Here is a 13,247-nt window from a genome sequence, read left to right as displayed (position 1 = left end):
ATCACCCCGCCTGTTTCTTGAGGAGCGCCGCGCTGCTGGCGAGAAGAACCGGGACAGCGATCAGGAGCGGGATGAACGACGTAGCAAGATCCTTGAATTCGAGTGCCTTGGAGAAGGTACCGCGTGCGATCGTGACGAAGTAGGTCGCCGGATAGATTTGTCCGATAAATGCGCCCACCCCCTCCAGCGAGGAGACCGGATCGATCATTCCGGAATACTGGACGGCCGGAATGAGTGTGATCAGCGCGGTCCCGAAGATCGCAGCGATCTGGCTGCTCATGAAGGTGGAAGTGAGAAGTCCCAGCCCGGTCGCCGCCGTGACGTAGAGAAGTGCAGCACCGGTCAGCGTCAGGAAGCTGCCTGTCACCGGCACCTGGAACACGAATATCGCGAAGGCCGTCAACATGAAGAAGTTGAGCATGGCAAGCGCGATGTAAGGCAATTGCTTGCCGAGGAGAAACTCCACCCGAGTGACGGGTGTCACGTAGAAATTGATGATAGAGCCGAGTTCCTTTTCGCGCACGACACTCAGAACGGCGAGCATGGCGGGGATCATCATCAACAGCATCGGGATGACGGCTGGCACCATGGCCTTGAGGCTCTCGACGCTCGGATTGTAGCGGTATCGAAGGGCGATCTCGAAGGTGCCGGTCGTTGCCGCGTCGCCATAGAGTTCGCGCGCTTTCTGGGTGAGCCATGTCTGATGCATGCCTTGCACATAGCCCCGCACCGTCTCGGCCCGCGAAGGCATTGCGCCGTCGATCCAGGCGCCGATTTCGACCTTGGTGCCGCGCGCGACATTGCGCCCGAAGCCTGGCGGGATTTCCAGTGCGAGGCTGAGTTCGCCGTCGCGCATGCGTCGGTCGAGGTCGTTGTAATCGACGATCGGCGCCTTCTCCGTGAAATAGCGGGATCCGGCGATCTGAAGCGTGTAGTCGCGGCTGATCGTCGTGTCGTCCCGGTCGAGCACGGCAAAGGACAGGTTCTCGATATCCATATTGATGCCGAAACCCACGACGAACATCAAAATGACGCTGCCAAGAATGGCGAGCGTCGCGCGGATCGGGTCCCGGCGCAGTTCGAGCGATTCCCGCCGTGTATAGGCGAGCATACGGCGCAGGTTGAAAGTCGAACTAGCGGATGAAGCCGGCGGGGGCGCGGCGGCTTCATCCGCCTCTTCACGCTGCGTGATTGGGGCGGGCGCAGGTGAAGCCTTGTCGCCGATGGCCTCCTCCAAATAGGAAATGAAGGCTTCCTCCAGCGTTTCGGCTGAGCGCTTCTCGATGATGGCGCGTGGCGTGTCGCTGACGAGCACCTTGCCGGCATGCATAAGCGAGATACGGTCGCAAAGCTCTGCTTCGTTCATGAAATGGGTCGAAACGAAGATCGTCACGCCATCCTTGCGCGACAGGTCGGAGAGTATCTGCCAGAACCCGTCGCGCGCCACCGGATCGACGCCCGATGTGGGTTCGTCCAGGATCAGAATGTCGGGCGCGTGGATCATCGCCACGGCGAGCGACAATCTCTGCCGGATGCCGAGCGGCAGCGCATCCGGCAAAGTATCCATGATCTCATTGAGGTCGAAGCGCTCGGCCATGTCCGTAATGCGCGCCGGGATTTTATCGGGCGGCAGGCTGAACAGCCTGGCGTGCAAGTCGAGGTTCTGGCGGACCGTAAGCTCGGTGTAGAGCGAGAAGGCCTGGCTCATATAACCGACCTTCCGTCTGACCTCGATATCTTTCGGATCGACCTCGTTGCCGAACAGTTTTGCGGTTCCTTCGGTCGCCGGCAGGAGGCCCGTAAGCATCTTCATGGTCGTGGTCTTGCCGCAGCCGTTCGAGCCAAGAAAGCCGAAGATTTCGCCGCGGGGGATCTGGAAGCTGACATTGTCGACGGCGGTGAAGTCGCCGAACCGCATGGTCAGGTGTTCGGCTTCGATGGCATAGTCCGTCCGCCCGTCATCGGATCTCGGCGGTATGACCACCTCGTGGTGACCGGAGCGTCGTTCATCCGGAAGCAGGGCGACAAAGGCGGCATCGAGGTTGGCCGCTCCGGTGCGCGCGAGCAGTTCCTGCGGCGTGCCGGTCGCAAGGATCTTGCCGTCATCCATGGCAACCAGCCAGTCGAAGCGCTGCGCCTCCTCCATGTAAGCGGTCGCGACGACCACGCTCATCGACGGGCGGTCGCGGTGGATATCGTCGATCAGCTCCCAGAACTGCCTGCGTGACAGGGGATCCACGCCTGTCGTCGGTTCGTCGAGGATCAGCAAATCCGGGTCATGGATCAGGGCGCAGCAAAGTCCGACCTTCTGCTTCATGCCGCCCGACAATTTGCCGGCCGGGCGATCGGGGAAGGGGGCTAACCCGGTGCGCCGGAGCAGGTCGTCGATGCGGATCTCACGCTCACGCTTGTCCTGGCCGAACAGGCGCGCGAAAAATTCTATATTCTCGAACACCGACAGCGTCGGGTAGAGGTTTTTTCCGAGACCCTGGGGCATGTAAGCGATCTGCGGGCAGGTCCGGTCGCGGTGCTTCTTGTCGGCGATGTCGCCGCCCAGAACCTCAATATGGCCGTCCTGAACCTTGTGCGCGCCCGCAATGAGGCTGAGCAGACTGGATTTTCCGACGCCGTCGGGACCGATCAGCCCGACCATGATGCCGGCGGGAATGTCGAGGCTAACAGCATCAAGCGCGCGCGTCTTGCCGTAAGACAGGCTGACATCGTCGATTCTTACGACCGCGGCAGAGGGCTCCTGCGCGTCGTTCCCGCCTGGCGACAGTTGGCTCATTTCACCAATGCCTCGGTGAGGTGCGCAGGCCATTCGGCATCCTGCGCAATGCGGACATAGGCCATCCCGGGGAGCCCTGTCTTGACGTACTGAATATGCTCGCGCAGCAGTTCAGGCGATATTTTCGCCCTGATGCGGAACATCAGCTTCTGGCGTTCCTCCTCAGTCTCGACTGTCTTGGGTGTGAATTGTGCGACGTCCGCCACGAAGCTTGCCGTAGCGGGGATGACGTATTGAGGGGCGGCGTCGAGAACCAGACGAACCTCGGATCCCATCTGAATGCGGCCCGCCTGTTCGGTCGGCAGGAAGAACGTCATGTAAACGTCGCTGAGATCGACGATATTGAGGACGCGGCCACCAGACGACAGCACTTCGCCAGGCTGGGCAACGCGGTACTGTACGCGCCCTTCGCGGGGTGATCTCAGCGTGCTGTCATTGATATCCGCAACGATGCTTTCGATGGCCGCCTGCGCAGCCACGACGGAGGCCTCCGCATCGATGATCTGGGCCTTGGCGGCGCCGATGGCGGCCTCGGACGCGGAAAGCGACGCCTTCGCGGCCGCGACGGCTGCCCGTGCTCTCTGTGCCGATGCCCGGTCATCGTCAAGTGTTTGCAGGGATGTCGTATTGGTTCTGATCAGTTGCTCGGTGCGTGCGAGTTTCCGCTCCGCAGCATCCTGTTCGGCTTCGTGCTGGCCGATCACAGCAGCGGCAGCTTCACGCTCCGCCTCGCGCTGGGACAGAAGGCTTCTTGCCGTATCGACGCTGATGACGGCGCGCTGCAGCGAGGCTTCGGCCTGTTTTTTCTGCGCTTCCAGTTGCTGGGTATCCATGATGGCCAGCACCTGGCCGGCGCTGACGAACGCGCCTTCGTCGACCAAAATCTCCTTGATGCGTCCGGGGGTCTTCGTGGAAATGTCGATTTCGGTGGCCTCGATCCTACCGTTTCCGCCGGCGATCCCGGCCGGAAGCCCGGATCCGTCATAAATGCGCAAGCCGTAATAAGCGCCGGCGACGCCGGCAAGGACGACGATCGCGACAATCCAGTTCTTGAGAGATTTCATGCGCGGACCTCCCCTCGCGGAGCGGCCGCACGAGCGTACCGCGGATGGCTATGGAGATTATCTGAGGTCATCATGCGAAATGTCATTGCCATGGAAAAGAGCCTGTGTTGGTCACGGAAAGCCGCGCTCGGGCAAATACGAGACGGTCCCGCTTCCCTCCCCGGTTGCGAACGAGTGGTTGATTGCGCGCGATAATCGAGAGAGCGAGGAAGTCGGGCGAGAATGAGTCGTCGCAGCGATCTGCTGCCTTCGCACGGCTTGCAACTAATCTGCCTTGTGGTCTCGAGATTCAAACCTAATAGAAAGCTCGCCGTAGACGGGTTTTTTTGCACGTTCTTCATGGTTCACCAGAGTGTTTGCGTGAAGAACTGCTATTTGCCCCAGCCTCATCAACGCTTGTCTTGAAATCGCGAGCATATCATCACTCGATGACTAAAATGTCAACGGTGGACGCCGATTTGTCTTGAGCGGATGGTTCGGGCGTAGGATTGCGAGCGCCGCCGCCGCGGCGGCGAGGGATGGCCAGGTGACTGGTGGCTCAACCTGATGCCAGATCGCCAGCATCGTCCAGATCGATACCGACACGACGACGAGGACCAGCAAGGCGCCGCCGACACGCGAGCGTGAGCGGCTGTCGGTCGGGAGGGCGAGGCCCGGCCTAATGCGGTCGTGCATTCCCGTCTCCATGGCACGCGCCCTCCCAAAAGGTGGCAAAAGAAACTCAAGCGGGTGACTGTGGTCGCCGTCTCAGCGCAAAGGCAAAAATGATCATGGCCAAGCCGTTGAAAAGGAGATCGAACGCCAGCAGCGCCCCGATCAGCCACAGGCTGTTGACAGGCCATCCGGCAATAACGATCGCCCCGGCGACGAATGCAATAATACCCGCCAGCACGAGCCAGCCCCATCCTTGCGCGGGTCGCAACGCAAAGCCGGTAACGATACGCATAGCGCCCGCCGTGATGATGCTCAGAGAAAAAAGCAGCGTCAGGATCGTCGAGGCGAAAAGCGGGTTGGCAAATGCGAACAGACCGGCGACGATGTAAAAGGCACCGATCAGCAGCCAGCCGGCGAACTGTCTCCAACCTTTGACGTTGAAGGCGCAGATGACCTGCACGGAGCCTCCGACGAGCATCATCGCACCGACGAAGAAAACTGACGCCACAGTGGCCATAAGGACATTGGCGAGAGCCAGTACTCCAACTGCCGCAAGGGCGATGCCTGCGCCGACCAGCACCCCCATCTCGATCGCAGACGTTCGAGATCGTCCCGAGTGAGCTTTAATGAGTTCAATGCTGCCATGCAGCTCTCCTTATGTCTGTGCAGCGCAGAGCGATTCGCGGTCGCCGCACCCCACCCTAAAACCCTAGATGCAAACCGGTTGAGATTCCCCGCTAAACAGAGTAAACGACACCGTATCGTTTAACAAGCCAACTCGTCAAGGAACGCCAACTGAAGGAGTGTTCCGTCACCGGGGGCATTCCCTGCCAATCCCTGTGACGTCAGAAAGGGCCGACTTTGCCCGCAAGCCCCTCCGTTCATAAGGCAACGTTGCAGAAAGCGCTTCAATGACGCGGACCGACAAGATCAATCACGCGCGTGTGGCGAGCCACCATGGCGGACGGCCGACACCGGCGGAGTCTGAACTGATATCGGCCCGGATCATGGCGGCTGCGCGCAAGCTTTTCCTGCGCGACGGGTTTGCGCAGACGAGCATGGACGCGATCGCTGCGGATATCGGAATCTCCAAGCGGACACTTTATTCGCGCCATCGAGGCAAGGCCGCACTTTTCGAAGCGATGGTCCTCGATGTTGTAAACATAGGCCTGTCGAAGATTGTTACGGGACAGTTGTCGGGCGATACGCTGCGGGACAAGCTGCTGACCTTGTCGTTGCGCATTCTCGAAGTTGCGACGGATCCGCTCATTATTTCTCTGGAAAGAGTTGTTGTTGGCGAGTCGTGGCAGTTCCCGCAGTTGGCGGGTCTCATCGGCCAGTATGGAATGCCGCCGATCCGCGAGGAGGTACTGGCCGTGCTGCGCGACTACGGGGCAAGTGAATCCGGTCTGGCCCGTGATGCGGAGATATTCCTGTCCATCACGGTGATACCGCATCTGCGGCAGGCCGTTCTTCAACGGACGCCGCCGGGAGTCGCGGGGATAGACCGGGCTGCCCTCGAACGCACCATTGATATCTTCGTCCGAGGAATAGAGGTGGAACCATGAGTGGCATCCACACAATCGGCAAATGCCGCGCAATGACACGCTGGCTGCTCGTTTCGGACTGCGCTTCCCGACCTCAGGGCACACTAGTTCCGAACAGAGCCACGCTTGAAGGCGCGACGCAGGCGGGCGTGCTGGGGGCGGCGACGGGACAGGCGATCATCGACGCCGACGTCGGTCCAGGAGACCGCATCGGGGCAGTGGCGATGCAAGCGGCGAAGACCTCCGGCGTAGCGGCGAGCGTGGCCGTCAGTGCGCCGATCGCTGTTTTCGAACCGACCATGCGGCAAAGCTACGGCGTGCAGGTTGAAAGGCTTGGACGGGCGGCAGGTGACCCGCGGATCGGAGGTAAGCCGATGATCCGAGCCCCCTCTGCAAACGCATGGAATCGAAAGCCCACCACTGGAATGGGCTGTCTGCGCGCGCTCCGGGATGGTCCCGCCAGAAATCATTCAATGGAAGTTCGCCCAATAAGATGATTCAAGTTAGCCCCTTTCTGTCTTTCACAATTGCGGTCCTGCTCCTCATCGTGGGCAAGATCTTGACGATGAACATCGCGGTGCTGCGAAAGTACTCGATACCGGAGCCTGTCGTCGGCGGCATTTTGTGCGCCTCGCTGGTGGCTCTGGCCTACTGGATTGCGGGCTGGAGAATCCAGTTCGAACTCGGCATGCGGGACTACCTTCTGCTGCTGTTCTTTGCCAGCATCGGCCTTAAGTCGGATGCTGCCACTCTCTTGCAGGGCGGCAGGCCGCTTGTCGTGCTTCTCGCGCTTGCAACGACGTTTATGCTCATCCAGAACGCCACGGGCATGGGGATCGCCGCATTGTTCGGGCTTGACCCGAAGGCCGGCCTGATGGTCGGGTCCGTCTCGCTCACGGGCGGCGTGGGCACCACGGTCGCCTGGGCGCCGATCTTCGTCGGCGACCTCGGGATCGCCAACGCAATGGAACTCGGCATCGCGAGCAACACGGTCGGGCTGATCGCCGCGTGCGTGATCGGCGGCCCCATGGCGGCCCTATTGATCCGACGTAACCGGATCGTCACCTCGGGCGATGCAGATCTTGACATCGGCGCCGCCCATGAGGAGCCGGAGCCGAAAATGGACTATTTCTGCCTGCTCTGGGCGATCCTGGCGCTCAATGTGGCGGTCATGCTCGGCATGGCGCTCGACTCCCTGATCGCCCTGACGGGCTTCAGGCTGCCCGCCTTCGTCAGTTGCCTGCTGGCCGGCATCGCAATCCGCAATCTGATGCCGCTGGCGGCCGGGGCCGCCATCACCCGCGTTTGGCCCGGCGTACGGCAAGGATTGTCGCTTCTGTCCGACCTCACTCTTGGGCTGTTCCTGACGATGGCTCTGATGGGCCTGCAGCTGTGGCAGTTGAGCGGCGTCTTCACCTTCGTTGTGGCCGCACTGGTCGTGCAGGTCGCGCTCACGATCGTCTACACGGTTTTCATCGTCTTTCCCGCCATGGGGCGCGATTACGAAGCAGCCGTGATATCGGCCAGCTTCGGCGGCATCACGCTCGGGTCCACCGCCACTGCCATCGCCAACATGACGGCCGTCACCCAGCAGTATGGTGCGGCGCATCGGGCCTTCATCATTGTGCCGCTCGTCTGCGGCTTCTTCATCGACCTCGTCAATGCGGTCGTCATCGCCATGTTCGCCCAATAGCGCCGGGCTATGTTTCGTCCGAACCCTAAGAGAAAAAAATGGATGACAAGAACCAACATGACCTGCCGACAGGCACTTCCGAGGACAAGCCCGCCGACATGGCCCCGGAAGCCCCGGCTGACGCTCCCGTCGAAGCAGGACCGGCCAGGACGGGAATCCGGATCGGCGTGCTGGTCATCGGGCTCATGGTTGCCTTCGTGGCCTGGTACACCGTTTCCGACAAGCTCGCCCCCTATACGGACCGCGGCACGGTCAGCGGCTACGTTGCCCGTATCGCGCCCCGCATCTCGGGGCCGGTGATCAGTGTCCACGTTGAGGACAATACGATTGTCCAGCAGGGTGATCTTCTTTACGTGATCGATCCGCGCCAGTTCGAGATCGCGGTCCAGCAGGCGGAAGTAGAACTCGAGCAGGCGACCCAGTCGATCGACGCCTCGTCGGCGGCCCTGGTCGCGGCACAGGCCAAGGTGTCGCAGGCCAGGGCCAAACTCGAAAACGCAACGACCTCGAACGCCAGGACGCAAAGCCTCGTCCAGCGTGGCATCGCCGCACGGCAGCAGGAGGAAGCATCTCGCGCGGAGCTCGGGGTCGCGCAGGCGGAGGTCGATGCGGCGGAGGCCGATCTGGCCAGCGCAGAAGCTGAATTGGGGGTGGCGGGCGCGAGCAATCCGCGCATCAAGGCAGCGCAACTCAAGCTGGAAAGGGCGCAACTCGACCTGATCTACACACGGGTGGTCGCACCGACGCTCGGCGTGGTCACCAATCTCGATCTCGCAATCGGCCAGTACGTGAGCGCGGGTTCAGCCGCCCTCACCTTCATCGACGGAAGGGGAGCGTGGATCACGGCCGATATGCGCGAGAACCAGCTCGCCAATATCGAGCCGGGCAACAAGGTGGGCCTGCTTTTTGATGCCTTGCCGGGGCAGATTTTTACCGGGACCGTACACAGCGTCGGCTGGGGCATCGATACCGGACGGACCGCATCCAGCGGTTTGGTGCAGAACGAGCCGGAAACGCGCTGGTTCGAGCCGGCCCGCCGGTTTCCCGTGCGCATTGAACTCGATCGAGCGCTTTCGGAATGGCCTCGCATCGTCAGGGTGGGCGCGAAGGCCACCGTCGTGGTCTACGCCGCAGGCGAAAGCAATCCGTCAGCGTGGATCGCAATGGCCCTGCACCGCGCCCAGTCGCTTCTGTCCTATCTGTATTGAGGTGGGGCCATGTATGTTTCGCCCCGGCCGAGCTTTCGCGACGACCCAAATTTTCCTTTGCGCATGGCGCTGCTTGCGGTGATCTCGGTGGGCGCGATACCCTTTGTCATGCCCTCTATGCCGGCGCTGATGGCGGCCCTGCCGTTTGGCCTGATGGCCGGCATGCGCAAGGCCTTCGATCCGAAGAAAGCCATAGGAGGTCCTCTGGCGCTCATCGTGATGATTTGGTTGGCAAGCGGCGTGCTCACCCTTCTCATGTCTTGGCCGGTGGCGTTCCTGATCGCGGTCGGCAGCCTCTATTTCGTCGCGTTCTATCTCATCCAGAGTACCGGCAACCCGATGGGAATGCTGATCCTGGTGTCCGTCGGCCTAGCCTCGATCCTGGGTATGAACTCCATAACCGCGCTCGATGCGTTGCGCGATTCAGTGGTCGAGGCGGGCGTCCTCGCGTTGATCGCCATTCCGGTGCTCTATCTCTTCGTGCCGCCGGCCACGCGGGAGAAGATGATCGACAAATATGAGCCCGCGCCGGGTAACCATGTGCGATCGGCGCTGATCAGGGCTGTCGTCTTGCTCGGGTTCAGCTTCTGGCTCTACAGCTTCATCGATATGTCAAACATGATGATGGCGATCGCCGCAATCTTCGTGCTGTGTTTCCCGACACGTGAGCAGTTGTTTGCGGAGGCCCGGGAACGGATCTTTGCGACGGTGCTAGGTGCGTCCGCGGCGGGTGTCGCCCTGTTCCTGATGACCCTGAACGCCCATTTCTTCATGCTGGTCGGTCTGGTGTTTCTCACGGTGCTGTATTTCGCCACCATGATGATGGTCGGACGACATCCGCCGATGGTCTACCAGTTCAGCGCATCGGCTGCCCTGTCACTGATCGTCGGCGCCCTGACTACGCAGGAACCTTCCTACGCCGCTCTGACCCGCCTGGCGCTGACTTTCGGAGGAACCGTCGTCGCCGCGCTGCTGACGGCGACGCTCGAAAGCCTGTTCGATGCGTGGGAACGACGCCCTGTGCGCCGCTAAACGAAGCAAGGATTCGCCATCATCTCGCCATTCATCGTGACCAATTCGTCATCGGGTACGACCAGGCCACGCCCGATCGATGGGTTCATAGCCTACCGCACCAATCAACCCAGACAGTTGTTCGGCATGAAGCATGTCGTGCCGGCGATGCGACGCGCCGGGGATCGAGCGATCGTCAACGCCGGCTTGAGATGGGCGTACGCGGCGCTGCACGGCTATGCGCGCGCCTTGCCGGCCAAGCCGAATCTCGGCGCATCATCATCAACGCCATCGCGCCGGGCTTTGTCGCGGACACCGAGTTCTTCGAGGCTGGCGGCTATTGTGACAGCGCCAGGATGGTTGACCGGGCGGCAGGGCAAACCCGGGTCGGCCGCGTCGGTAAGCGCGACGACATCACTGCCTGCGCCGAATGGCTGTAGTCCGAGCGCGAATCGATGTCCGCGCCGACAGTGCTGCATGCGCCACTGGCGAGATTGGCCGTGTCAATCCTCGTGGATAATGTTCCGCCATGAGGCCGAGGCGGCCTCCGGCCGGCGTAACCGGGGAGCACGGGCTGCCCAAACACAGGTAGATGCGGGCTGATTTGACTGGGCCTCGCCGGCTGCTGGCGTTCGGTGGTTCTCGTCGGAAGAGAACACAAGATTCGGTCCATCCTTCAGCGGCGACGTGAGACCGCGCTCGAACATATGGATCGTGGTTAGAGGCGCCGCCCTACAGCGGTAATTCGGTGCGAGTTCTCCGAGTTTGTGAATAATGTGAAACGAAAAGTACATCGCAGCGTTAGGCGATAGGTAGTCATCGTCTGTTGACTGCCGTTTGCTATGCCGATAAACCAAGCAGCCGTTTATTTGGAGAAATTATGCCTAAACGACTGATCGTTCCCGCCCCGGAAGACACCGTCCGTGAGCGCATCCTGAAAGCCGCGATACTTCGCTTCTCCACATACTCCTACGAGGAAACCGGGTTGCGAGACATTGCTGCCGATGTCGGCGTCGACATGGCCTACGTTCATCGTTCCTTCGGTTCAAAGGAGAAGCTGTTCCGGGAGGCTGTCAAGGCGATGATCCGTCCCGAGGTCTGGCTCATCGGCGAGGCGAGTGAATTGCACATGACGCTGGCGAAAGACGTCCTTGCCGAGAAAAGTGTCAACGAAATCCGGCCTTTTGACATCCTCGCGCGATCTTTTTCCAGTCCAGAGGCATCGCGTGTTTTTCGTGAGCTCATCGACGACGGGTTCGTCAAGCCGTTCGCTTCCAAATGCCCGCTCATGTCCGAGCGGCGCGCGTCAATGGTCGCCGCGTTTCTGGCCGGGGTCAGTATTCTTCGTGACGTCATCGGCACACCAGCCCTCCAGAAGAGCGGAAGTGATCGTGAACTGATGGCTCTGGTCTCCCAGATTGTCGAGTTCATCATGAACGAAGACAAGGAATGCCAGACCATGAGGGCCACCGTGCCGATCAGTCGGGAGACATAATGAATGATTTGAGCAGGTCAGGAATGAGGGCGGCAGATGTCCCTCACGATACTCTCGGCACGGAGGCCTTCCGCGCCATTGATCGGATGCGCGAAGCCTGGAGCGCGCGGATCACCGGCGGGCTTTCGCCCGCGGCGCTGGCGCTAGCATTGTTCGACTGGTCGATTCATCTGGCCTCGGCGCCGGGGAAGCGTCTGGAGCTTATCGACAAGGGGGTGCGGAAAAGCGCCCGGCTGTCGGGCTATCTCTGCGCCGCCAGTCTCGGTGACGACACTCCATCCTGCATCGAGTCCTTGCCGGGCGACTACCGCTTCACCGGGGAGGCGTGGAAGGGACTCCCCTTTGCGGCCTATGCCCAGGCGTTCCTGCTCGCCCAGCAGTGGTGGCACAATGCGACGCGGGAGGTGCCGGGCGTCGCTCCTCACCACGAGGACGTGGTCTCCTTCGCCGCGCGGCAAGTGCTCGACATGTTCTCGCCCTCCAACAACCCGTTCACTAATCCCGAGGTGATCAACAAAACCATCACCACTGGAGGGGCAAACTTCCTCTCGGGGTTCCAGAACTGGTTCGAAGATGTGAACAGGCTTGCAGGCGGCCGCCCGCCCGTCGGTGCGGAAGGGTTCGCACCGGGCCGGGATGTCGCGATCACTCCCGGCAAGGTCATCTTCCGAAACCATCTGATCGAACTGATCCAGTACAGCCCCACGACCAACACCGTGGTGGCGGAGCCGGTGCTGATCGTGCCGGCCTGGATCATGAAATACTACATCCTTGACCTGTCGCCGGAGAACTCCCTGGTACGCTATCTGGTCGGGCAGGGGCACACGGTGTTTGCCGTTTCCTGGCGAAACCCTGGGGCAGACGATCGCGATCTGACGCTGGACGATTATCGCCGTTTGGGTGTCATGGCCGCGCTCGACGTGATCGCCGCCATCGTTCCCGACAGCAAGATCCACGCCACTGGCTATTGTCTAGGCGGTACGCTTCTCGCGATGGCGGCGGCTGCGATGGGGCGCGCCGGCGACGGGAGGCTGGCAACGCTCACCCTTTTCGCAGCCCAGACGGATTTTTCCGAACCCGGCGAACTGGCGCTGTTCATCGATCCGAGCCAGATGCATTTTCTTGAAAGCATGATGTGGGATCGGGGCTATCTGTCGGCGAGCCAGATGGCCGGCGCCTTTCAAATCCTGAAGAGCAATGACCTCGTCTGGTCGCGACTGGTCCACGACTATCTCATGGGCGAACGCACGCCGATGAACGACCTTATGGCCTGGAATGCCGATTCCACGCGCATGCCTTACCGCATGCATGCCGAATACCTCCAGCGTCTCTACCTGGACAACGAGCTTGCATCCGGCCGCTTCATCATCGATGGCCGTCCGGCGGCGCTGCAGAATATCCGCGTGCCGATGTTCGTCGTGGGAACGGAACGCGATCATGTCGCGCCATGGAGATCGGTCTACAAGATCCACCAGCTAGCCGATACCGATGTTACCTTCGTTCTCGCCAGCGGCGGGCACAACGCAGGCATTGTCAGCGAGCCGGGCCATCGCGGTCGCCGCTATCGCATCGCGACCAGGCTGGCAGCCGACATCTGCCTCGGACCCGACGAATGGGCAGCAGAGGCAGAGGAGAGGGGCGGTTCCTGGTGGGAGGCGTGGCTGCCGTGGCTGGCTACACATTCAGGCAAGGTTCGTGTAGCCCCGCCTCAGCTTGGTGCCGCCGAGAGGGGTTTTCCTGCCATTGCAGAAGCGCCCGGTGCCTACGTGTTCCAGAAGTGAGAGTGC

General features: G+C 61.3%; 12 protein-coding genes. 8 read left to right on the top strand and 4 right to left on the bottom strand.

Features of this window, described 5'->3' with window-relative positions; translation table 11 throughout:
• Position 1 precedes the first annotated feature (1 nt).
• From rbbA to P7F60_RS25750, 4 genes are all read right to left on the bottom strand, one after another.
• On the bottom strand, positions 2-2,788 hold the full coding sequence (gene rbbA, locus P7F60_RS25765; protein ID WP_277920568.1) for a ribosome-associated ATPase/putative transporter RbbA: 2,787 nt from the start codon (positions 2,786-2,788) through the stop codon (positions 2-4).
• Positions 2,785-3,852: an HlyD family efflux transporter periplasmic adaptor subunit gene (locus P7F60_RS25760; protein WP_277920567.1), complete on the bottom strand. Its 1,068-nt coding sequence runs from the start codon at positions 3,850-3,852 to the stop codon at positions 2,785-2,787. The genes rbbA and P7F60_RS25760 overlap by 4 nt, the downstream gene beginning before the upstream one ends.
• Positions 3,853-4,284: 432 nt before the next feature.
• The gene (locus P7F60_RS25755) at positions 4,285-4,527 is read right to left on the bottom strand and encodes a hypothetical protein (protein ID WP_191856007.1); all 243 of its coding nucleotides are present in this window, start codon (positions 4,525-4,527) and stop codon (positions 4,285-4,287) included.
• A gap of 46 nt (positions 4,528-4,573) precedes the next feature.
• Entirely contained in the window at positions 4,574-5,092 is a 519-nt protein-coding gene (locus P7F60_RS25750) for an HdeD family acid-resistance protein (protein WP_064332051.1), read from the bottom strand.
• 325 nt (positions 5,093-5,417) lie between these two features.
• On the opposite strand from P7F60_RS25750, the gene P7F60_RS25745 reads away from it, so the two are divergent.
• The 8 genes from P7F60_RS25745 to P7F60_RS25710 all read left to right on the top strand — a co-directional run bounded on the left by P7F60_RS25745 (position 5,418) and on the right by P7F60_RS25710 (position 13,241).
• Positions 5,418-6,074 (top strand): TetR/AcrR family transcriptional regulator, encoded by a 657-nt coding sequence (locus tag P7F60_RS25745; protein WP_277920566.1) that lies wholly within the window; start codon positions 5,418-5,420, stop codon positions 6,072-6,074.
• Entirely contained in the window at positions 6,071-6,550 is a 480-nt protein-coding gene (locus P7F60_RS25740; protein WP_142170067.1) for a hypothetical protein, read from the top strand. The genes P7F60_RS25745 and P7F60_RS25740 overlap by 4 nt, the downstream gene beginning before the upstream one ends.
• Complete coding sequence (gene gltS, locus P7F60_RS25735; protein ID WP_277920565.1) at positions 6,547-7,746, top strand: sodium/glutamate symporter; 1,200 nt, start codon at positions 6,547-6,549, stop codon at positions 7,744-7,746. Before P7F60_RS25740 ends, gltS begins: the two co-directional genes overlap by 4 nt.
• Positions 7,747-7,784: 38 nt before the next feature.
• Positions 7,785-8,954 carry an HlyD family secretion protein gene (locus tag P7F60_RS25730; protein ID WP_277920564.1) on the top strand — a complete coding sequence of 390 codons (1,170 nt, stop codon included), beginning with the start codon at positions 7,785-7,787 and terminating at the stop codon, positions 8,952-8,954.
• 9 nt (positions 8,955-8,963) lie between these two features.
• A complete protein-coding gene (locus tag P7F60_RS25725) occupies positions 8,964-9,986 on the top strand; it encodes an FUSC family protein (protein WP_277920563.1) in 1,023 nt (340 codons plus the stop codon).
• A 191-nt stretch (positions 9,987-10,177) separates the two neighbouring features.
• Positions 10,178-10,405 (top strand): hypothetical protein, encoded by a 228-nt coding sequence (locus P7F60_RS25720; protein WP_277920562.1) that lies wholly within the window; start codon positions 10,178-10,180, stop codon positions 10,403-10,405.
• 440 nt (positions 10,406-10,845) lie between these two features.
• Positions 10,846-11,460, top strand: coding sequence for a TetR/AcrR family transcriptional regulator (locus tag P7F60_RS25715; RefSeq protein ID WP_277920561.1), 615 nt, complete (start codon positions 10,846-10,848; stop codon positions 11,458-11,460).
• Entirely contained in the window at positions 11,460-13,241 is a 1,782-nt protein-coding gene (locus P7F60_RS25710) for an alpha/beta fold hydrolase (protein ID WP_064332054.1), read from the top strand. The genes P7F60_RS25715 and P7F60_RS25710 overlap by 1 nt, the downstream gene beginning before the upstream one ends.
• Positions 13,242-13,247 lie beyond the last annotated feature (6 nt).

Origin of the sequence: Rhizobium sp. YJ-22 (assembly GCF_029601685.1) — a bacterium.
In the GTDB taxonomy this organism is placed as follows: Bacteria; Pseudomonadota; Alphaproteobacteria; order Rhizobiales; family Rhizobiaceae; genus Metarhizobium.
Note: the sequence above shows the minus strand (reverse complement) of the source record. Positions and strands in the feature narration are given on the sequence as shown.